This is a genomic window from Halorhabdus sp. SVX81 (genome assembly GCF_029207715.1).
Classification (GTDB): domain Archaea; phylum Halobacteriota; class Halobacteria; order Halobacteriales; family Haloarculaceae; genus Halorhabdus.
This window is the reverse complement of record NZ_CP104322.1, coordinates 81,707-101,456: the sequence shown is the minus strand read 5'-3', so window position 1 is coordinate 101,456 and position 19,750 is coordinate 81,707. Positions and strand designations below refer to the sequence as shown.

Sequence of the window (19,750 nt, the reverse complement as noted above, 5' to 3'; positions counted from 1 at the left end):
GACCCGTCGCCTGGGGATAGATATGATCCTCAGCGGGTCGGCCTCACAGACCCTCGCTGCGAGACTCGCGGACGAACTCGACGAATCACTCGGCGCGACCACGACCAAGCGGTTTCCCGACGACGAGTTACACGTCACCGTCACCGAACCCATCGACGAGCGAGCGATCATCGTCGCCTCCACCGTTTCGAGTGACGCTCATATCGAACTCCTCCAGCTCCAGGACGCCGCTCGCCAGGCGGGGGCCGAGGAGGTCGTCACGGTCCTGCCGTACATGGGGTATGCCCGCCAGGACCAGACGTTCGAGCCCGGCGAGATCATCTCGACGCGCGCCGCTGCCCGTGCGATCTCGACCGGTACCGATCGGGTCCTGACGGTCACGCCCCACGAGAAGAACGTCGCGTCGTTTTTCGACGTGCCGACGACGGTCATCGACGGCGCGCCCCGACTGGCCGACCCGCTGCCCGCTGCTCTCACCGATCCACTCTTTCTCTCGACCGACGCCGCAGCCGCCCCGCTCGCCGAAAGCGTCCGGGACGCCTACGGGGCCGGGGATTGTGACCACCTGATCGACGCGACGGACGGCGAACGGCCGGCACCCACGGAGGAGTCACTCGCGGGACGTGACGTCGTCGTCGTCGACGATATCGTCGGCACCGGCTCGACGATGTCAGGGTCGGTCGCCGTGGTCGCGGACGCCGAGGCCGATCGGATCTTCGCTACCTGTGTCCATCCGGTGTTTGCAACCGGTGCCTTGAGCAAGATCGCCCGGGTCGGTGCCGAATTGATTTACGGCACCGACACGCTCGAACGCGTCATCAGCGACGTGAGCGTCGCGCCGGCGATCGCCGACGCGCTGTGAGTGGGGCCGACCCCCAGCGAAGGCGGTGGGCTGATCGACACCTACATTGGTTGTGACGTTCAAATCGCTCGCGAATGGACGAGAAGACCGACGAACTCCGCGAACTCTTCGAGGAGGTGGCCGGGACGGACACCGTCACGGAAAGCCAGGAGGACGGGCGGGGCACGCTTTCGGAGATCGACGAGGAGCGCGTCGATCGGCGGCTCCGGGAGATCGTCGAACAGCTACGCGGGGCCTTTCCCTTCGAGACGACCCTCGCCGACGATGCGCGCGTGAGGCTGATCCGCGGATTCTATCGCGGGGAAAGCGACGACGACCTCGCCGCTGCCCTCGATGTCGACACGGAGACAGTCATCGTCGCGAGACTGGAACTGCATCTCTTTCGGGAGTCCGACACCGACACGCCCATCCCGTGGGACGAATGTCGTCGCTACCTGCGGGAGAGTGAGGACGACGAGGAAGTGGCGGCAGCGCTCGATCTCGACCCCGAAGCTGTCGGCCGGTATCGGGCAGTCGCCGATGCCCGGGACGAGGCCAGAAACGTAAGCCATCGCTTCCGGAGCGCCTACCGGGATGCGATCCCCGACGCCGACCTGGCCGAACCGCTGCTCGACGACGTCACCGAAGACGGTCTCGACGAGGCCGCCGCGGACATCGAGACGGACGTTTCCTTTTGAGAACACGCGGTGGACACCCTCGGCGCGCGTTTATATAGGAATCCGCAGCCAGCGGTGGGCGTGCCCACCTTCCGCGAACTGTCGACTGCGGCGTACTGCCCGCGCAAGTGTTATTACCGGCGGCGGGATGCGGGCGAGTTCGAGGTTCCGTCGGCAGTCGAGGCCAGGCGGGAGCTTGCGTTCGCGTATCCCCGACTCCTGGAAGCCGACCTCACCGAAGAACCCATCGCCGTCACGCCGACACAGTTCCGCTCACGGTTGGGTCGGGTGAAAGCCGGCCTCGACGCCTGGGACAGCCTGGTCGAGCCGGCCGACCGGAACGCGTTCCTGGAGGGGCGAGACTGCCGTGGGATCGCCCACAAAATCCTGGCCGAGCCGGTGGCCCCGTCGCTGGTGTTCACCGGCGCGCCACCCGAAAACGGCGTCTGGGAGCCCCAATCCGTGCGACTGGTCGCCGCCGCGCTCGCGCTGGCCTACGAGCGACAACAGCAAGTACCCGTCGCCTTCGCCGAGTATCCCGCCCATGGAATCGTGCGACGCGTCCCGTTATCGGCCCACCGCCGGGCGACCTATCGCTCGACGCTCCGGACCGTCGAAACCCTCGACGGGCCACCTCCGCGAACGGCCAATCCCAGCAAGTGCGAACCCTGCGAGTATCGCGACGAGTGTGGTGTCAAGACGCGGTCGCTGCGGTCGCTACTCTGAATGGGTCGCAAGCCAGTCACGCCGAACGATTTTCGAGCCAGTCCTCGACCGCGTCGGCGTTCGCACCGCGACGATGAACGACCCCGCGACCGACATCGACGACGGTGCTCGCCATCCCGGGCGCCTCCCCGCCGTCGAGGATCGCGCCGGCAGCGGTCCGGATCTCGGCATCCAGATCAGCGGGATCGGTGACGCTCGGCCGACCACTGACGTTCGCACTGGTCGCCGTCAGTGGGCCGGTGCGTTCGAGGAGTTCGCGTGCGAGGTCGTGGTCCGGAATGCGAACGCCGACCCGCTCGCGGCCGCCGGTGAGTGCGTCCGGGACGGGGTCGCGCCCCCCGACGACGACCGTCACCGGGCCGGGCAGGAAGTTCTCCATGAACCGCTGCTCGGTCGGCGACGGGCTGACGTAGTCGAGAGCGGCCTCGACGGACGCGACGCCCAGCGAAAGCGGGTTGTCGCGATCCCGACGCTTGGCTGCGAAGACGGATTCGATCGCAGCCGGGTCGAGCGCGTCCGCGCCGAGCCCGTAGACCGTTTCGGTCGGATAGACGACCAGCCCGCCGGACTCGACGACCTCGGCCGCCGTGGTAAGATTCACGTCCGGCGTCATAGCGGTCCGACCTGATCGGGTTTCCGAGCGCGCCCGGGAGAACGTGTCCTCGAATGATCGATGGGCGACATGACCCGTCGTTGGGAGCGGATCCGACTAAGTCTGTCGGGAGCGGCCGGGGATCCACGCCATTGTGGAGCGCCACCAAAGAGTTAATTTCCCGGCAGACACCAAGGTGGAGTGATGGGGATATCTGTGCTTACAGCAGTGGCAGAGGCCGGTATACAACTGTACACCGTGCCGATCGTTGGCATTGAACTGTCCAAGACCGGTGTCACGGCAATTGGCGTCCTCATGATTCTCTTTTTGATCATGGGGTCGGGGTTCTTTTCGTCCTCCGAGATCGCGATGTTCTCGCTGCCGGCCCACCGGATCGACCCGATGGTCGAGAAGGGGCTCCGTGGGGCGAAGGCGATCAAGTCTCTCAAAGACGACCCCCACCGGTTGCTCGTGACGATCCTCGTCGGGAACAACATGGTCAACATCACGATGTCCTCGATCTCGACGACGCTCGTGGGGTTCTACTTCGATCCGGGGACGGCAGTGCTGGTCTCGTCGTTCGGGATCACGTCGCTAGTGCTGATATTCGGCGAGACCGCACCCAAATCCTACGCCGTCGAGAACACCGAATTGCACGCTCGCCGCGTCGCGCCGCTGCTACAGATCGTCGGGAAGTTGCTGTGGCCGCTGATCACCCTGTTCCACTACGTGACCCAGTTCATCAATCAGCTCACCGGTGGCGGCCCCGCCATCGAGTCGTCGTATCTGTCCCGCTCGGAAATCCGGGAGATGATCCAGACCGGCGAACGCGAGGGGGTCTTAGACGAGGAGGAACGCGAGATGCTCCATCGGACCCTCCGATTCAACCGGACGATCGCCAAGGAGGTCATGACGCCGCGCCTGGACATGGACGCCATCTCGGCCGACTCGTCGGTCGAAGAGGCGATCGCGGAGTGTGTCCACAGCGGCCACACCCGGCTGCCGGTCTACGAGGGCGGTCTCGACAACGTCATCGGGGTCGTCAACATCCGTGATCTCGTCCGTGACGCCCAGTACGGCGGGAGAGACGATGTCGAGCTGCAAGACCTCATCGAGCCGACGCTGCACGTCCCCGAAAGCAAGAACGTCGACGATCTCCTGACGGAAATGCGAAGCGAACGCCTCCACATGGTGATCGTCATCGACGAGTTCGGCACCACAGAGGGACTCGTCACCATGGAGGACCTCACCGAGGAGATCGTCGGCGAGATCCTCGAAGGCGAAGAGGAACACCCGATCGAATTCGTCAACGACGACACCGTGACGGTCAAAGGGGAAGTCAACATCGAGGAAGTCAACGAAGCGCTGTCGATCGACCTCCCGGAGGGCGAGGAGTTCGAGACCATCGCCGGGTTCATCTTCAACCGAGCGGGTCGGCTCGTCGAGGAAGGCGAATCCATCGAGTACGAGGGGGTTCAGATCCGTGTCGAGCAAGTCGAGAACACCCGGATCATGAGGGCCCGCATCACGCGCCCGGAAGAGGCGAACCCGCTGGAAGGGACAGACGGGGAGGACGATACCGAACCGACCGACGACGAGGGCGAAGACTGAGTCGGCCGCTAGGAAATCGTTCACACCATCGCCAGCAGGGTATAGCCCACGTAGCCGGCAGCCAGCGCGAGCGCGAGCGAGCCGATCCACGCCAGGACGGTGTAGCCCATTTTGGCTCGACTGATACCGGCCTCACCGGCGGCAAAGCCACTGCCGACGATGGCACTCACCATGATCTCGTTGAACGAGACCGGAATCCCGAAGAAGACAGCCGTCTGGGCGATCGCGAACGCGGGAATCAGCGCCGCGATCGACCGTCGCGGGGACAGCGAAGAGTAGTCCTGGCTCAACGCCTTGATCATCCGGGGCGCACCGGTCCAAGAGCCCACCAGGAGACCGACGCCACCGCCGAACAGCACCGCGAACAGCGGGACGTCGTAGGGGTCGACGACCGGCAACACCGGGCCCACGGCGAGGCCGACCTGACTCCCGCCCGCCGAAAAGGCCACAAGCCCGCCGAGCACGAGCAGGAACTGCCGCTGGGCGGCCGCCCGGTCGATCCGGAGAAACCGATAGAGTGTCCCGGCGGAAAGCACAGCCAGGGCCACCGTCACCAGCACGGGGCCAAACGGGGGCTCACCGAGCGCACGCGAGACCGCGACCGCGATCGAGGCCCCCTCGCCGGCCCCGCCGAGGACGCTGAACTCGACGTTCGCGAGGATGACGCCGATCAATGCAGCGAGGGCGGCGACGATCCGATCCTCGCCGCCGATCCCGCTCTGGAGCCACCGGGCAGTCCCGTAGGCGATCCCGCCGCCCAGAAACGGCGTCGCGACCCACAGCGCGACGATCTCCTGGTAGGTAGCCCAGGCCGGCTGGCCGCCAAGCGCCAGCCCCACGCCGACGACCGCGCCGGTCACGGTAAAGGCCGTCGCGATCGGGTACCCCGTGAAGACGCCGACGGCGACCAGCCCCCCCGCGATGAGAAGGAGGAGGATCGACGCGGCTGGAGTCAACCCGCCGCCGTCGGGAAACAGAACGAGCCCGGACCCGACCGTTTCGGAGACGTTCGCGCCCTGGAGGACGGCCCCTGCCAGGCCGAGCAACCCGACCACGAACGCCGCCCGCATCACCGAGATGGCGTTAGCTCCGACGGCGGGCGCAAAGGGGGTCGAACCTGACGATCCCGCACCGATCGCCCACGCCATGAACAGACTCGCCAGCGCGGCGACGACGAGCGTGGCGACCGTCACGAGTACTCCCATTGGAGAGCGTTCAGTCTCGGCGAGGTAATAATCTATGGAACCACGCCGTCACTCAGTGAGTCAGTCCGGACGGGGGCGTCACGTCGTCGTCGAGTCGGTCCAGTCGCGGTCCTCGTCCGGCACCTCAACGCCCTCGGCGGCCGCGGTCGCGTCGGTCTCCTTCGGCGCGTCGATGTGCCAGCGATCGACCTCCTGGTCGAGATCGGCGAGTTTGTTCGAGACGCGGATCTTGAGGTCGTCGTCGTTGACGTTGACCTCGAAGACGTATTCGGGGTCCTCGCCGTCGATCCGCCGGAGATTCGCACTGACCAGGTCGTTGTCGAAGTAATACGGGGCGACCCGTGTCATGACGTTCCGATAGACCTTGTCCTCGACGGTACGGATGGCCTTCCGGCCGGCCGAGTCCGCAGCGCGGGCGACATAATCGATCGACTCACCCCACGAATCGACGGCCTCGTCGGGTTCGTCTAAGTTCTCGTAGGAGTCGGCGAGTTTCTCGCCGGCCGTCCGGAGGTCCTCGTCGGGGCCCTTGCCTTTTTTCTCGCCCGCGCCCTCGTTGAGACGTGCCTGCTGGGCGGTCTTTTCGTTCACATCCTCGTCGAGGCGCTCGTGACTTTTGGGCCGCCACTCGTCGAACTCTTCGAGTGCGTCCGCATCAATGTCGTATTCGTCGGCGAGTTCCCGAAGGGCGCGCGTGATACGCTCACCGTGCTCGACCACGTCGACCCAACCGCCGTGAACTTTGAATCCGGAGACGCTTTCGTCCATGATATCTCGGGAGCGAGAGATGAGACGTCGCTCCCAGTGATAGCATTCGTAGGTGTCGATATGTATAAGCCTTATCGGAGCGTGTGAGTCTCTCCCCTGCCAAATGCCGGCGCACAGCGGTCATCCCGCCGGCAAATATCAACGCCTTTGAGGCGGGCTGGCGACAGTATCAACGATGACTATTGAAGACCACGAACGCGCGAAGGTCGTCTCTCACGCATTGGCCAGGGACACGCTCACACGACTCCGTGACGTCGAGACCGAGCAGGTCGCCTTCCGGAAGGGGCTCGTGAAACTCGGCCGGATCTGTGGCTACGAGATCGTCGATGGCCTGCTCGAAAGCGAGACTGTCACCGTCGAGACGCCGCTGACCACCACCGAGGGCGAACGCGTCGGAGAGATGGACGACGTCGTGATCGTCAACGTCCTCCGGGCGGCGACACCGTTCGTCGAGGGGCTGCTCAAGGCATTTCCCCGGGCAAAGCAAGGAGTCATCTCCGCCGGCCGAGACGAGGAAGGCGGCATGGACACCGAGGGGCGCTTCGACATTTCCATCGAGTACGTCAAAATGCCGGAGATCCACGACGAGGACACCCTCATCCTTGCCGACCCGATGCTGGCGACCGGCTCGACGATGTGTGCCGTCATCGAGGAAGTGCTCGACGGCGCGGACCCCGAACGCGTGATCGTCCTCTCGGCGGTCAGCGCCCCCGAAGGCTTGGATCGGCTCCGGGCGGAGTTCCCCGACGTCGAACTGCTGACGGTAGCTGTCGACGATCATCTCGACGACGACGGCTACATCGTCCCCGGATTGGGCGATGCCGGCGACCGGGCGTTCCGGACGACGTGAGCGTCGTTTATCGACGGAATTCCGTTGTTCGGTCGTTCGCCATTTCGATCGAACGGCTCCGAAGCGACACGTTTTCCTCGCGCTTGCCGGCTGTTTTCCCGCCCGTGGTGTGAAGAGTGTGAATGAGACTACACGTCCGGCATATCGATGTCGGCAGGAACGAGTGACAGCCCCAGCGTCCGGAAATCGTCATCGAACGCGAAGACGTGTTCGACATCATGCTCGCGTGCGAGCGTCGCCGTCGCGTGATCGACAAAGGAGATCTGCTGGTCGTCGTACCGGTCGAACTCCGCACAGATAGCACCGAACGTCGTCGCGTCCGGATGCAGGATCGTCACCGCGTCCGAGTCCCGGATCCACGATAGCGTCGCACTCGCCCGCTCGTGGCCCGCCTTTCGCAACATCAGTGTCGCCAGTTCGCTCAGGGCGTAATTCGTCGTGTACAGCGGTCGAAAGTGCAGTCTATCGTCCCCGATCGCATCCATGACTGCTCGTGCCTGATCGTGACGTGGCGCGTTCGAAACGAAGGACGCGAAAAACGCGCCCGTATCGATGAACAGCGGCGTCGCGCCGGCCCCGCTCATCGCTCGACTGACCCGTAAAGGACATCGTCGATCTCGTCGTCAGCGACCGGATCGTCGACGGAAAACGCCGGCGCGTCGAACAGGGGATCGGCGTTGCCCTCGGTGTCCTCGCTGTCGTCCGTGTACCACCATACGACGGTTCGACTGCCGAGCGAGACCTTCTCCAGTCGACCCGCCTCCGCCAACGTACGGAGCCGCCGGTAAGCGGTCGATCGGTCGATGTCGAAGCGATCGGCGACCTCCCCAGCAGTGTGGAACGGCCGTCCCACAGCGAAGTACCGGATGATGTCCCGGTCGTCGAAATCGGTCTCGAATTGCCCGCGATCATCGCGGTCCGTATTTCCGGACATGGCTGTTCTCTATTACGGGGTGTCATTTCTGAACACTAATAGATGTGCCGGTTGTGGGGGATGAACACGAGATAGTGCATGGCATTGTTGCCGCAGTCCCGGATCACTCGGATGTCTCGACCGTCGCCCGCCCACTTGTCGCGCTCCCGACCCGATCCCGGAGCGCCGCCAACTCGGCGGTCGGGACCCGCACGACGAACGCAACGCGCTCCTCGTAACTGGCCTCGAACTCCACGCCTTCGCTCTCTAAAATCGATCTGACCGTCCCGGAATCGTCGTACTCGACCTCGATCGCAACGCGTTCGTGTGGGCGCACCTCACGAACGTCGGCGTCGTCGACCGCTTCCTTGACAGCCCGAGAGTAGGCACTCACCAGCCCGCCGACGCCCAGCTCCGTCCCGCCGAAGTACCGCGTTACGACGACCGCGACATTCTCAAGTTCCTGGCCGTCGAGGACGTTCAACGCGGGTTTGCCTGCCGATCCCGATGGTTCGTCATCGTCACTCGCCCACGCCCGGAGCGGATCGGCACGCACCCGGTAGGCCGGGACGTTGTGGGTCGCATCGTCGTACTCCGCACGGATCGAACCGACGAACGCCTCGGCCGCGTCAACGGTCCCGGCCGGGCGCGCGTGGCCGATGAACTCCGAACCCGAGATGGTGAACCGCCCCTCAGCGACGCCGGCACTCGTGTGTTCCGAACGGCTTGAGCGACGGAAACCCTCGGGGAGATCGCTCACTGCATCGCTACCGGCAGAAACGCTTCGACGTCGAAGAGAGCACGCTCCCTGTAGAGGTACCCCGCGATAGCGAGATGCACCACGATACTGATGAGAACGATGCCCCCACCTGTACCAGCGAGTTGGGCGACGTTCACGAGCAGACTGAAAGCGACGAGTGCAACCGCAAGCAGCCAGCCCCACCAGTCCAGGTTCCACAGCCCGTAGACGGCCGCGAAGTCACCGATACCAATCAACACGAGGAGAAATCCCAGTCCGCCGAGTGTCGATCCAGTCCCCCTCGCGCCGAGGGCCGTCGCGGCCTGACTCGCGTCCCCAGCAATGGCCCCGGTGAACAGCGAGAACACACCGAGGAGACCGAACACTGCACAGAGCACCCTGATCCCCGTCGGTGCCCTCCCGATTCTGGCGTCCCGGTACCCCTGGCCGGCCCCCGGTGATGCGTGTCCGGCCCCCGTCGCCGTCGGCTGGCGGTTGCCTGGCTGGCGTCGATCTCCATAGCCATCCGATTCCCCCTGTCGTGGCTGACCTGCGGCCCGGCGGTCTTGCCCGGGCCCAGCGTGTGCCTGCTGAGATTGCCCTTCAGCGGGCGGATCGTTCCCGTCCCAACTCGGTCGCTGTTGCCCGCTGGATCGGGAGCGCTCCCCCGGTACGCCCCGGTCGGCCACTGGTTCACCACAGCCGCTGCAGTAATTGACGCCGTCCTGAAGTTCTGCGCCACAGTTCGAACAGACCGCCATGTTCCGTAATCGAAATAGCAGTTATTAAATAATTCTGTCAGTATATTTTAGTTATACTTTAACATATTTAGATTTTTGTTTCGTCGTCTTTTTCCGCTGGTTCCACAGTATTTACAATCATTTTGTATAATATGTTATCTGTGAATACAAATCTTTTACATGGGATCTTCCATATAAATAATCTGTCGTATGTCCGATTCGCCACAGCAATCACAACCACAGCAAGGACGCGGGCAGCGAGGGGGACAGCAAAAGCGCAATGACCAACAAGGCGGCGGGACTGAGCGGCCACACGTACTGGACGATGAAACGATCATCGTCGAGACGCGGCCGTCGTGGACAGTCTGGTTCGGCCAGCTCGTCGGTGCTGTACTGATTCTGTTGGCCGGGCTTCTCGTCGGCGGGCAGGCGGGAAGTGGTGTGGTAGTCGTGATTCCGATCCTGCTCTCGCTGTTTATTTTCGGCTGGATCTGGTACCGGCGAAAACGGATTCGCTACGTCATCACCGACCGGCGGGCGATGATCGTCACCGGCATCTCCTCGAAAAAGACGACCGAGATATGGCTCAGAGACGCCCGTTCGATGCAGACCGGGTCGACGTTTTTCGAACGCCTGCTGGGCCACGGGACGATCATCCTCTCAGACTCGACACTCACTCGAAATTCGCTGAATGCGTTGGGCGCGCTACCGTTTCTCTCGGCGCTGCCGATCTTCAATACCGGCCGCGGGCTGACCTTCGCAGGAATCAGCAACCCGGTTCGCGTCGCCAACGTCATCCGAAAACGCCAGTCGGCACTGAAGTCCGTTCGGGACGACTGAACAGGCCACTGGCTCGTCAGTGAACTGCAACGCCACCGACACAGAAGCGACCAACCCGGCCGTACGGTCCTGTCCCCGTCTCCGGGATTGATTGAACTGCCCTCCAAGACGGCAGCGACGGTACCCTCACGAGCTAAGGATGCCGAGCCACATCAGCGTCCCGAAAAAGCCGGCAACGGCTTTACTTAACAGCATATTACCCAGCGCAAACGCCTCAAGCACGGGGACGAGTTGGCCGTGCAAGACCAATTCGACGGTGTACTCGAGTTCCTGACCGAGGTAACCCAAGTTCATCAGTACGTCAAAGAGAGTAATGGGACCAAGCACGAAGTCGATGATAAGTTGGACGATACCCATCGGGTGGGTAACTGGGCGCCAGTTAAATGTAACTTCCGTCTCGTATTTCTATATATTTATTTGACTCCATATTACATCAAATAGCGTAATTTTCATCGATAAAGGGTCCGAACCTGTGTGCCCAACGACCATCGACGACGTGCCTTGCCGCTGGGTTGCGTTCATTCCTCAGCTGTTTCGACCGTCGCCCGGCCACTCGTCGCGCTCGCGATCCGATCCCGGAGCGCCGCCGAGTCGGCGGTCGGCACCCGCACGACGAACCGGACACGCTCCTCGTAACTGGCCTCGAAGTCGGCCCCTTCGCTCTCCAGAATCGATCGCACCGTCCCGGAATCGTCGTATGCGACCTCGATCGCGAAGCGTTCGTGTGGCCGCTCTTCCCGGACGCCGGCGTCCTCGATCGCCTCCTTCACTGCCCGCGAGTAGGCGCTCACCAGGCCGCCGACACCCAGTTCCGTCCCACCGAAGTACCGCGTCACGACGACGACCACGTTCTGTAGCTCCTGGCCGTTGAGGACGTTCAGGGCTGGTTTGCCCGCCGACCCCGAGGGCTCGCCGTCGTCGCTGGCCCACTCCCGAAGGGGGTCAGCCCGCACCCGGTAAGCCGGGACATTGTGGGTTGCATCGTCGTATTCCGTCCGGATCGAATCGACGAACGTCTCGGCGGCGTCAACAGTCTCGGCCGGTCGGGCGTGGCCGATGAACTCCGAACCTGAGATCGTAAACCGCGCCTCGCCGGGGCCGGCGACCGTCCGGTAGCGTTCGTCAGTCACTGTCGGCGTTTCGCCGGCGAGGGTAAAACCAGTTTCGCGACGTTTCTCGACGCAGACGGTCACAGTCCAGCAGTTTCACTTTCACTCCGGGGGGATCGCATATTTACCCTCTCGGGAACCAGGTGAGAGTGGAGCGCCGCCGGTCACACGCCGCACACGCTCCAACCTTCCCCTTTCAGTACAATGCACGCAGACACCCGTCCAGTCGGTATATGCCCCCAGTGTGGAGGAGTAATCACACCCGGTCGCGTCCTCATCCGGTATGAACGCGCCGGCGGCGAGGCGATGTACGCGACCTGCCCGGACTGCCGAGACGTCGTTCGACCCGACCGATCGGACTGACAGCCCCCCACGCCGAAACGGTAGGATACCTATCACGAATCCAAGCAAACCGAAATTGTTTGTATGGCGGCCGACGTCGGAGCCAGTATGTTGCTGGTCACGTCCTGGTACCTCCATGCCCGTGCGGCCGGGACAATCGACAGCGGGCTCGCCGTCGCTGTCGTCGTCGGCGGTGCGCTCGCGGGCCTGGCGCTCGCCCGGGTGGCGGTCGCCCGGCGTCCCAAACAGGACTGGATCCGGCTGTTTCTCGGAGCGGTGCTCCTGACGATGGCCGGTCGGATCGGGCTGGCGGTCGCCGGCCTCCAGACCGGTCCGTTCCACGGACTCGAACACGTCCTCGACGCCGCGATGATCGGGCTGACGGTCGCGACACTGTACGTCGCCCGGACGCGGCGGCGCGAACTCGGGGCAGCCGGCTCGCCCGCCTCGCGGTAGCGACCGCCGGGAACCCAACCCGTTTTGGCGACCGAGCGCTATACTACAACCGTGTTCAGACGGGAGTTTCTCGCGACTGGATCGGCGGTCAGCGCCACCGCCCTCGCCGGGTGTGGCTCCCTGGAGTCACGGGCCATCGAGGTCCCGTCGGTCCTCGACGACCGCCCCGAGGCGATCTACGTGCCGGGCCACGTCGAAGGGATGGACGTGATCGGCATACAGACGAGCGGCGACTACGCCGTGGCGCTCTCGTATAGCTACCCACACCGATTCTGGACGATCACCGGCACCGACGCCGAGCGCACGTCCATCGACGAGACGGACTCGGTCCACCTGATGGCGACCGTCTGGGATCCCGAGACGGGGATGGTCCTCCCGGACGTCGGCGTCGCCGTCGAAATCACCCGGGATGGCTCGCTCGTCTCCGAGGAGACGGTCTATGCGATGCTCTCCCAACCGATGGGTGTCCACCACGGCGCGAACTTCGCGGGGCTCGAGGACGGGGAGAACTACGAAGTGGCAGTCCGCGTCGGCGCGACGGCGAGTCGCCCGACGGGCGCGTTCGCGGGACGGTTCGACGAGCCAGCGACGGCGACGTTCGAGTTCACGTTCGAGGAGAGTGCCATGCGGGAAATTCGCTTCGACCGACTCGATCGGGGCGGGGAGCGCGACGCGCTCGATCCGATGGCGATGGAACGCGTCCCGACCGGCATTGCCCCCACTGCTGAGGAGTTGCCGGGAGAGACGGTGACAGCTATGGCTGCGGACGTGCGCTACGTGGCGACGATCGTCGACCCGCCCGCGGGCGTCGACGGCGAGGGGGCGTACCTCGCGGCCTCACCACGGACGCGATACAACGGCTATGCACTCTCGCGGATGGGACTGGCCGTGGCCCCGGAACGCGACGGGCAAAAGGGAGCTAAAGCGGAGTTGACCCGGACGATCGACCCCGACCTGGGATATCACTACGGGACGACGCTGCCACGCGAGGGCGACCAGCGGGAAACCACGAGCCACGACGGCGGCGAGGTGTCGATCTCGGTCGAGACACCGCCACAGGTCGCCCGACACGAGGGCTACGAGACGGCATTTTTCGACGTCCCGACGGTGACGCTGTCGCTGTGAAGTGAGCCAGGACTGCACCGCTGGCGGTGGGCCGCGGCCACCGCAGCGCTCGCCGCGGCCGACGCGGTTTTGCCCCCGGGCCGTCAAGGGACCTCGATGGAAGCGCGATCGGATTTCGACCGGCGTCAGTTCCTGAAAGCTGCCGTCGCCACCGGGGGCGTGGCCGCACTGAGTGCGTGTCTCGACATCACTGACGAGCCCGTGCCGACGGGCGTCGACGATCCCGCGACGCTGCCCGAGCGCCAGCACGCCTGGAACGACCGCGTTCGAACCGACGACCACGGCAACGTGGCGCTTCCGCGCCACCAGTCGCTGCTGTATGTGAATCTCGACGGGGACGAACCGCCGACCGACACCGACCGCACGGTGGTTCGGGACGCCCTTCGGACGCTCGATCGAGCCTACGAACGCTCGAACGACGGGCTGATCTACTCGATCGCTTACTCGCCGGCGTACTTCGAGCGCTTCGACGCGTCGCTTCCCGACGGGATCGACCTACCGTCGCCGCGACGCCTCTCGCCGTTCGAGGAGCCCGAATTCGACACCCAGGACGCCCTGCTTCACCTCGCCAGCGACCGTGCGGACGTGATTCTCGAAGCCGAAGCGGCGTTGACGGGCGAGCGCGACGAAGTCAACGGCGTCACCGTCGACGCCCCGATCACGGACGCCATGACCGTCGCCGACCGCCGGTCGGGGTTCGTCGGGCCCGGGCTACCGGCCGACCGCCAGGACGTCGCGGGGATTCCGGATTCGAAGCCCGTCCCGGAGGCGTCGCCGCTGTTCATGGGTTTCGAGGCCGGGTTCCGTGGCAATCAGGCCACGGAGGACCACGTCACGATCGAGTCGGGGCCCTTCGCCGGCGGGACGACCAAACACGTCTCGCGGCTCCGCCAGCGCCTCGAAGACTGGTACGGCGAACAGGATTTCGAGCAGCGCGTCGCGGAACTGTTCAGCCCCGTCCACGCCGAAGACGGACTCGTCGAGGGCGTCGGCGAGAACCTGGGCAGTTCGAGCGGGCTCACACCGGGGATGATCGAGAACGTCCGCGAACACGCACGCGAACACGGGCGAGTCGGCCACGCCCAGAAGGCCGCCCGGGCGAACCGCGACGAGGACGGTAACGTCCGACTCCTGCGACGCCACGTCGAGTCGACGGATGGCGACGTCGCCGCACTTCATTTCCCGTCGCTGCAACGTGGGATCACGGCCTTCGAGGACGTCCGGGAGGCGATGAACGGGGCCGACCTGACCGACGAGCCGGCGATCCGCCAGCGGGTCAACAACGGCATCCTGGAGTACATCTTCACCACGCATCGCGGGAACTTCCTGGTGCCGCCGCGCCGGCATCGAGTGCTTCCTCGGCCCCGGCCTGCGTAGGACAGCCGTTCTATCCCGGAAGCGTCCGCCCGAAGGAATCGACCCAATTGGCCGGTGCCAAAACGATTATTGGGCGGACACGCCGACCGAGAAGGTATGCAACGACGCGCTGGCGCGATCTATGCCGCGTTTTTCATTCTCGTCGGGGTCTCAGCGTACGCTTTCATCGGCATCGCGGAGCAGCCGACAGTGTCACTGGCTGGCGACGAGTACGCAGCCGGAGCGACACTCGACGTCGGCGATCGGACCTACACGGTCGAGAACGTCGACGCTGACGGCGATTCCGGAGCGCTCTCCTGGACGAACGAATCCGCGACGTTCACTGTGACGTTCGAGAACGATACCACCGTCTCGCCGCTGGAAGTCCAATGGGATGGCCAGCGGGCACGGTGGTCGAGCACGCTCGCCGACGGCTCGACGTTCGCCTACGAGAACGGGACCTACCGAGTCGGGGTCAACACCTCGGCCGACCCGCCAACGGCGACGCTCACCCACGTCGAGAACGCCTCGATGAACGAGAGCGTGGCCGTCGGCGACACGCTCGCCTACCGGAACAACGAGACGACGATCACGGCCATCAACGCCGATGGCCTGGAGCTTACCTGGGCTGAGCCGTACCTGGTAGCCGTCGAGAACGCCACGGATCCCTCCGCAGTCACGTTCGTCCAACAGTTCGACGTCGAGGGGCGACTTGCCCGCGATAGCACTGTATACAACGAGACCGTGACCGTCGAGGATGTCAAGTCGGTGGTCAGTCGACCCGACAACGCGACGACGCCACTCGAGACGTACCTGCCCGCGGCCGACACCACGAGCTTTGAAGAAGGAGAAGCGATCCACTATGCGGGCAACGAAACGACAATCGAACGCGTCACAGCCGACGGCGTCACGCTCGCGTGGGACGGTGTCCGCACGGAGACAGTTCGCTTCTCCGAAGGGGCGAACATCACGCTCGCCGACCAGCCCTACTTCACGCACTTCAGTGGCTCCTCACAGGTCCAGATCCTGCCCCGAGGGGACGCCTACGACACGTATCAACAGCAACTCGACGACCAGGCGTATTTCACCGAGCGGAAAAACGGCCTCTGGGGCGTGACGATCTTCAGCGGACTCGCCGCCGCGATGTTGCTCGGGATGGCGTACCTGCCGAGAAAAGGCTAGTCGTCGCGAAACCGGAGGGGAGCGGGCCGTTATTCCGTCCGGGCGAGCCAGATAAGTCCTGCGCCGATGGCAGCCGTGCCCACGATCCCGAGCAGTTGCATGATCGAAACCAGTGCGCTCCCGTTCGTGTTCCAGGGCATCCCGACGACCGTCGCAAGACACATCACGATGAGGAAGGCACCCGTCACAATGCCAAGCGGTTCGAGTCGGTCGCTGAATCGATCCGTGAATCCGTTCATATCCGTGTCTGTATCTCCCAGATGGTAAAGCACCCGGTTCACGCTATCCGCCCACCGAAGACTGGGACTGTCGGAACAGTCCTGTATCACCCGCCAGCCGACGGCAACGCCTAATGGACACCCGGCGCAAGGGAGGACATGCAAAAAATCCCCCTCAACGGCCGCTGGCAGTTCCGGGCGCAGGACGATGACGCCTGGCTCGACGGGACGGTTCCGGGTGGCGTCTACACGGATCTGCTCGAAAACGGTGAGATCGACGATCCGTTCTACGCGGACAACGAACTCGACGTCCAGTGGGTGGGTAAAACCGACTGGGAGTACCGCCGCACGGTCGACGTCGACCCGGAATTCCTCGATGAGGACCGTGTGCGCTTGCAGTGTGAGGGGCTGGATACTGTCGCGACTGTGCTGGTCAACGGCGAGGTCGTCGGCGAGTCGAGCAACATGCACGTCGGCCACGAGTTCGACGTGGCCGAGGCGCTGGAACCCGGAACCAACGAGATCACCGTCCAGTTCCGCTCGCCGGTCGAGTACGGCATCGAGCAGATGGCGGCCCACCCTTACGAGATCCCACACACCCATTATCCGGTCGAGCAACCCGGTCGGCCGTTCGTGCGGAAGGCCCAGTGTCACTACGGCTGGGACTGGGGGCCGGTCCTGCCGACCATGGGGATCTACCGCGACATCTCGCTGATTGCCTACTCCAGCCCGCGGCTCACCTACACCAAGACCGCGCAGGATCACACGGGTTCGGGGATCGACGTCACCGTCCGGGCCGGGATCGACGCCCCCGCGGCGGGCGAGTACGAACTCGCAGCGTCGGTCGCCGACGGAAGCGTGACCGAAACGGTCGTCCTGGAAGCGGGCCAGCAGGAAGTCCCGCTCACGCTCTCCGTCGAGGACGTCGAGTTGTGGTGGCCCAACGGCTACGGCGACCAACCGCTGTATGAGCTCGCCGTAACGGTCAGGGACGGCGAAACGGAGCAGACAGTCACGGATCGCGTCGGTTTCCGGGACCTGGATCTCGTCGTCGACCCCGACGAGGACGGTACCGCGTTTTATTTCGAGGTCAACGACACGCCGATCTACGCGAAGGGGGCAAACACCATCCCGGTCGCGCCGATGTACGGCGACGTAACCCCCGATCGATACGAACACCTGCTCCGCTCGGCCGCCGACGCGAACATGAACATGCTCCGGGTCTGGGGCGGCGGCTACTACGAGAGTGAGGATTTCTACGACCGCTGTGACGAAGAGGGTATCCTCGTCTGGCAGGACTTCATGTTCGCGTGTTCGCTGTACCCCGCCACCGAGGCGTTCTTGGCAAGCGTCGAAGACGAGGTCCGCTATCAGGTGCGTCGGCTCGCCACCCACCCGTCGATCGCGCTGTGGTGTGGGAACAACGAGAACGAGGAGGCACTCCACAACTGGTTCGCCGATCACGACGCCCACGCCGAACACGTCACGGACTACGAAGCCCTCTATACGGAGACCATCGGCGCGACTGTTCGCAAGGAGGACCCGTCACGGACGTACTGGCCGGGCTCGCCCTCAAGCGGCCCCGACGCCGAAGACCCCTATACCTTCGAGAAAGGCGATATCCACTACTGGGCGGTCTGGCACGATCGCCAGCCCTTCGAGAACTACTATACGACCGAGCCACGGTTCGTCTCGGAGTTCGGCTACCAGTCGTTTCCCTCGATAGAGTCCTTGGAGACGGTCCTCGACCCAGGAGATTTCAACCCGACCGCGCCGATGATGGAGCACCACCAGCGCAACCCCGGCGGGAACGCGACCATCCTCACGCGGCTTGCCTCGTACTTCCGGATCCCCTTCGACTTCGCGGACTTCGTCTATCTCAGCCAACTCCTCCAGGCCGAGGCCATGACCACCGCCATCGAGTACTGGCGGCGGCGCAAACCCACGACGATGGGGACGCTGTACTGGCAACTCAACGACCTCTGGCCGGTGGCCTCCTGGGCCTCGATCGAGTACGACGGCAAGTGGAAGGCCCAGCAGTACGCGGCCCGACGCCAGTACGCCCCGGTGTTGCTCTCCTTTCACCCCGAGTTCGATGCCGACACCGGCGGCGACAACGCACAGGCCGACAGCGACCGGGAGGAGTGGGGCGAGATCACCGCCCAGACGCTGTGGCTCACCAGCGACAAGCCCCGCCCGCTTTCGGGAACGATCGACCTCACGATCGTCACCTTCGACGGCGACGTCATCGAAGAACGGACCATCGACGTCGATATTGCGTCCCAGGAAAGTACGGCCATAGAGACTATCGACCGCGACGAGCTCCCGGCTGGCGTCGATCCGTCGGCGGTCATGGTCCGGGCCGAGTTCGACGGCTCGGGTGACTCGTTGTCCACCGAACACGACGTTCCAGGCGACACCTTCCCCGCCGAGGCCTTTTTCGAGGACTACAAGGCACTGGACCTACCCGAGACGGACGTTACGTGGGAGATCGACGGTACTGCCGTGACACTGACGAGCGAACGCGCCGCGCTGTTCGTCGAACTCGACGTGGGCGACCTCCGTGGGTCGTTCTCGGATAACTACATCCACCTCGCACCCGGCGAACACCGGACGATCACCTTCGATTCGTACGACGATCTCCGTGACGGACTCGTCGGGGCCCGGTTGCGGAACGACCTCTCGGTCCGTCACCTGCGGGAGACGTACTGACGCTGATACCGTCGTGGATCCGGGCCTGTGTTCACCGGTGTTACCCCATCCCGGGATCCGGCGGAGTCAAGAACGGCCGGAAAACCAAGAGTCAGGAATCCAGCGATCCAACCACCTGCAATGAGCCAGGACACTGCCCCCGCCCACCCGCTGTTTGCGGCGATCTACGACCCGGCGATGGCCCACGCCGAGCGGACAATCCTCGACCCGCATCGGGAATACCTCGCCGACGGCCTCGACGGCGTCGTGCTGGATCTCGGTGCGGGCACCGGCGCGATGTTCCCCTACTTCGAGGGCGCGACGGTTCACGCCATCGAACCCGATCCGCACATGCGTCGGCGAGCGCGCGATCGGACCGCAGACGCCACTGCTGGGATCGAGCTTCACGACGCCGGTGCGGCCGACCTGCCGTTCCCGGACGATCACTTCGACGCGGTCGTCTCGTCGATGGTGTTCTGTACGGTCGAGGACGTTCCGGCGTCGATCGCGGAGGTTCGCCGGGTGCTGCGACCGGGCGGGGAGTTCCGCTTTCTCGAACACGTCGCCGACGACGGCTGGCGCGAGACGGTCCAGACGGCCGTCTCGCCCGTCTGGAAACGACTCGCGGGCGGGTGTCACCTCACGCGACGCACAGCCTCACGGTTCGCGAGCGAGTCGGCGTTCGACGTTGTCGAAATGGACCGGTTCGAACTCGGCGTCACGCCGGTCCGGCCGTTCGTGCGTGGGCGACTCCGGAAGCGACAGTAAG

Annotated in this window: 22 protein-coding genes; 12 read left to right on the top strand and 10 right to left on the bottom strand. The window is 64.5% G+C overall.

Annotation, left to right across the window (positions count from 1 at the left end; genetic code table 11):
- The first annotated feature begins 22 nt into the window (after positions 1–22).
- The 3 genes from prs to SVXhr_RS00415 all read left to right on the top strand — a co-directional run bounded on the left by prs (position 23) and on the right by SVXhr_RS00415 (position 2,244).
- Positions 23–862 (top strand): ribose-phosphate diphosphokinase, encoded by an 840-nt coding sequence (prs, locus tag SVXhr_RS00425; protein WP_275738463.1) that lies wholly within the window; start codon positions 23–25, stop codon positions 860–862.
- A 74-nt stretch (positions 863–936) separates the two neighbouring features.
- Positions 937–1,539, top strand: a complete 603-nt coding sequence (locus tag SVXhr_RS00420) for a hypothetical protein (RefSeq protein ID WP_275738461.1) — start codon at positions 937–939, stop codon at positions 1,537–1,539.
- A 54-nt stretch (positions 1,540–1,593) separates the two neighbouring features.
- Entirely contained in the window at positions 1,594–2,244 is a 651-nt protein-coding gene (locus SVXhr_RS00415; protein WP_275738459.1) for a hypothetical protein, read from the top strand.
- A gap of 16 nt (positions 2,245–2,260) precedes the next feature.
- Here SVXhr_RS00415 and SVXhr_RS00410 read toward each other — a convergent pair whose 3' ends face one another.
- Entirely contained in the window at positions 2,261–2,857 is a 597-nt protein-coding gene (locus SVXhr_RS00410) for an L-threonylcarbamoyladenylate synthase (RefSeq protein WP_275738457.1), read from the bottom strand.
- Positions 2,858–3,040: 183 nt separating this feature from the next.
- Here SVXhr_RS00410 and SVXhr_RS00405 point away from each other — a divergent pair, with 183 nt between their 5' ends.
- The gene (locus SVXhr_RS00405) at positions 3,041–4,447 is read left to right on the top strand and encodes a hemolysin family protein (protein WP_275738455.1); all 1,407 of its coding nucleotides are present in this window, start codon (positions 3,041–3,043) and stop codon (positions 4,445–4,447) included.
- Between the two features lie 20 nt (positions 4,448–4,467).
- Here SVXhr_RS00405 and SVXhr_RS00400 read toward each other — a convergent pair whose 3' ends face one another.
- The gene (locus SVXhr_RS00400; RefSeq protein WP_275738453.1) at positions 4,468–5,652 is read right to left on the bottom strand and encodes an inorganic phosphate transporter; all 1,185 of its coding nucleotides are present in this window, start codon (positions 5,650–5,652) and stop codon (positions 4,468–4,470) included.
- A gap of 78 nt (positions 5,653–5,730) precedes the next feature.
- Entirely contained in the window at positions 5,731–6,420 is a 690-nt protein-coding gene (locus SVXhr_RS00395) for a DUF5828 family protein (protein ID WP_275738451.1), read from the bottom strand.
- 175 nt (positions 6,421–6,595) lie between these two features.
- Here SVXhr_RS00395 and upp point away from each other — a divergent pair, with 175 nt between their 5' ends.
- Complete coding sequence (upp, locus tag SVXhr_RS00390; RefSeq protein ID WP_275738449.1) at positions 6,596–7,270, top strand: uracil phosphoribosyltransferase; 675 nt, start codon at positions 6,596–6,598, stop codon at positions 7,268–7,270.
- 128 nt (positions 7,271–7,398) lie between these two features.
- Here upp and SVXhr_RS00385 read toward each other — a convergent pair whose 3' ends face one another.
- The 4 genes from SVXhr_RS00385 to SVXhr_RS00370 all read right to left on the bottom strand — a co-directional run bounded on the left by SVXhr_RS00385 (position 7,399) and on the right by SVXhr_RS00370 (position 9,683).
- On the bottom strand, positions 7,399–7,854 hold the full coding sequence (locus SVXhr_RS00385; RefSeq protein ID WP_275738447.1) for a PIN domain-containing protein: 456 nt from the start codon (positions 7,852–7,854) through the stop codon (positions 7,399–7,401).
- The gene (locus tag SVXhr_RS00380) at positions 7,851–8,204 is read right to left on the bottom strand and encodes a helix-turn-helix domain-containing protein (RefSeq protein ID WP_275738445.1); all 354 of its coding nucleotides are present in this window, start codon (positions 8,202–8,204) and stop codon (positions 7,851–7,853) included. The genes SVXhr_RS00385 and SVXhr_RS00380 overlap by 4 nt, the downstream gene beginning before the upstream one ends.
- A 103-nt stretch (positions 8,205–8,307) precedes the next feature.
- A complete protein-coding gene (locus SVXhr_RS00375) occupies positions 8,308–8,862 on the bottom strand; it encodes a YigZ family protein (protein WP_275740969.1) in 555 nt (184 codons plus the stop codon).
- Positions 8,863–8,939: 77 nt separating this feature from the next.
- Positions 8,940–9,683 (bottom strand): zinc ribbon domain-containing protein, encoded by a 744-nt coding sequence (locus SVXhr_RS00370; protein WP_275738443.1) that lies wholly within the window; start codon positions 9,681–9,683, stop codon positions 8,940–8,942.
- Between the two features lie 189 nt (positions 9,684–9,872).
- Here SVXhr_RS00370 and SVXhr_RS00365 point away from each other — a divergent pair, with 189 nt between their 5' ends.
- Positions 9,873–10,502 (top strand): PH domain-containing protein, encoded by a 630-nt coding sequence (locus SVXhr_RS00365; protein WP_275738441.1) that lies wholly within the window; start codon positions 9,873–9,875, stop codon positions 10,500–10,502.
- Positions 10,503–10,628: 126 nt separating this feature from the next.
- Here SVXhr_RS00365 and SVXhr_RS00360 read toward each other — a convergent pair whose 3' ends face one another.
- Together SVXhr_RS00360 and SVXhr_RS00355 are read right to left on the bottom strand one after the other, a co-directional pair.
- Positions 10,629–10,796, bottom strand: coding sequence for a hypothetical protein (locus tag SVXhr_RS00360; protein ID WP_275738439.1), 168 nt, complete (start codon positions 10,794–10,796; stop codon positions 10,629–10,631).
- A gap of 224 nt (positions 10,797–11,020) precedes the next feature.
- Entirely contained in the window at positions 11,021–11,632 is a 612-nt protein-coding gene (locus tag SVXhr_RS00355) for a YigZ family protein (RefSeq protein WP_275738437.1), read from the bottom strand.
- A gap of 405 nt (positions 11,633–12,037) precedes the next feature.
- Here SVXhr_RS00355 and SVXhr_RS00350 point away from each other — a divergent pair, with 405 nt between their 5' ends.
- The 4 genes from SVXhr_RS00350 to SVXhr_RS00335 all read left to right on the top strand — a co-directional run bounded on the left by SVXhr_RS00350 (position 12,038) and on the right by SVXhr_RS00335 (position 16,072).
- Positions 12,038–12,409 carry a hypothetical protein gene (locus SVXhr_RS00350; protein WP_275738435.1) on the top strand — a complete coding sequence of 124 codons (372 nt, stop codon included), beginning with the start codon at positions 12,038–12,040 and terminating at the stop codon, positions 12,407–12,409.
- Between the two features lie 51 nt (positions 12,410–12,460).
- On the top strand, positions 12,461–13,534 hold the full coding sequence (locus SVXhr_RS00345; protein WP_275738433.1) for a hypothetical protein: 1,074 nt from the start codon (positions 12,461–12,463) through the stop codon (positions 13,532–13,534).
- A gap of 96 nt (positions 13,535–13,630) precedes the next feature.
- Positions 13,631–14,911: a twin-arginine translocation signal domain-containing protein gene (locus tag SVXhr_RS00340; protein ID WP_275738431.1), complete on the top strand. Its 1,281-nt coding sequence runs from the start codon at positions 13,631–13,633 to the stop codon at positions 14,909–14,911.
- Positions 14,912–15,007: 96 nt separating this feature from the next.
- Entirely contained in the window at positions 15,008–16,072 is a 1,065-nt protein-coding gene (locus SVXhr_RS00335; RefSeq protein WP_275738429.1) for a hypothetical protein, read from the top strand.
- A 29-nt stretch (positions 16,073–16,101) separates the two neighbouring features.
- On the opposite strand, the gene SVXhr_RS00330 is transcribed toward SVXhr_RS00335, so the two are convergent.
- Positions 16,102–16,311: a hypothetical protein gene (locus SVXhr_RS00330; protein WP_275738427.1), complete on the bottom strand. Its 210-nt coding sequence runs from the start codon at positions 16,309–16,311 to the stop codon at positions 16,102–16,104.
- A 138-nt stretch (positions 16,312–16,449) separates the two neighbouring features.
- On the opposite strand from SVXhr_RS00330, the gene SVXhr_RS00325 reads away from it, so the two are divergent.
- Both SVXhr_RS00325 and SVXhr_RS00320 read left to right on the top strand, forming a co-directional pair.
- Entirely contained in the window at positions 16,450–19,002 is a 2,553-nt protein-coding gene (locus SVXhr_RS00325) for a glycoside hydrolase family 2 protein (protein WP_275738426.1), read from the top strand.
- A 120-nt stretch (positions 19,003–19,122) separates the two neighbouring features.
- Entirely contained in the window at positions 19,123–19,749 is a 627-nt protein-coding gene (locus SVXhr_RS00320) for a class I SAM-dependent methyltransferase (protein ID WP_275738424.1), read from the top strand.
- The last annotated feature ends 1 nt before the right edge of the window (position 19,750 follow it).

Coding starts and splice junctions, on each gene's coding strand:
- prs (WP_275738463.1), top strand. CDS start 23: ATGATCCTCAGCGGGTCGGCCTCACAGACCCTCGCTGCGAGACTCGCG.
- SVXhr_RS00420 (WP_275738461.1), top strand. CDS start 937: ATGGACGAGAAGACCGACGAACTCCGCGAACTCTTCGAGGAGGTGGCC.
- SVXhr_RS00410 (WP_275738457.1), bottom strand. CDS start 2,857: ATGACGCCGGACGTGAATCTTACCACGGCGGCCGAGGTCGTCGAGTCC.
- SVXhr_RS00405 (WP_275738455.1), top strand. CDS start 3,041: ATGGGGATATCTGTGCTTACAGCAGTGGCAGAGGCCGGTATACAACTG.
- SVXhr_RS00400 (WP_275738453.1), bottom strand. CDS start 5,652: ATGGGAGTACTCGTGACGGTCGCCACGCTCGTCGTCGCCGCGCTGGCG.
- SVXhr_RS00395 (WP_275738451.1), bottom strand. CDS start 6,420: ATGGACGAAAGCGTCTCCGGATTCAAAGTTCACGGCGGTTGGGTCGAC.
- upp (WP_275738449.1), top strand. CDS start 6,596: ATGACTATTGAAGACCACGAACGCGCGAAGGTCGTCTCTCACGCATTG.
- SVXhr_RS00385 (WP_275738447.1), bottom strand. CDS start 7,854: ATGAGCGGGGCCGGCGCGACGCCGCTGTTCATCGATACGGGCGCGTTT.
- SVXhr_RS00380 (WP_275738445.1), bottom strand. CDS start 8,204: ATGTCCGGAAATACGGACCGCGATGATCGCGGGCAATTCGAGACCGAT.
- SVXhr_RS00370 (WP_275738443.1), bottom strand. CDS start 9,683: ATGGCGGTCTGTTCGAACTGTGGCGCAGAACTTCAGGACGGCGTCAAT.
- SVXhr_RS00365 (WP_275738441.1), top strand. CDS start 9,873: ATGTCCGATTCGCCACAGCAATCACAACCACAGCAAGGACGCGGGCAG.
- SVXhr_RS00360 (WP_275738439.1), bottom strand. CDS start 10,796: ATGAACTTGGGTTACCTCGGTCAGGAACTCGAGTACACCGTCGAATTG.
- SVXhr_RS00350 (WP_275738435.1), top strand. CDS start 12,038: ATGGCGGCCGACGTCGGAGCCAGTATGTTGCTGGTCACGTCCTGGTAC.
- SVXhr_RS00340 (WP_275738431.1), top strand. CDS start 13,631: ATGGAAGCGCGATCGGATTTCGACCGGCGTCAGTTCCTGAAAGCTGCC.
- SVXhr_RS00335 (WP_275738429.1), top strand. CDS start 15,008: ATGCAACGACGCGCTGGCGCGATCTATGCCGCGTTTTTCATTCTCGTC.
- SVXhr_RS00330 (WP_275738427.1), bottom strand. CDS start 16,311: ATGAACGGATTCACGGATCGATTCAGCGACCGACTCGAACCGCTTGGC.
- SVXhr_RS00325 (WP_275738426.1), top strand. CDS start 16,450: ATGCAAAAAATCCCCCTCAACGGCCGCTGGCAGTTCCGGGCGCAGGAC.
- SVXhr_RS00320 (WP_275738424.1), top strand. CDS start 19,123: ATGAGCCAGGACACTGCCCCCGCCCACCCGCTGTTTGCGGCGATCTAC.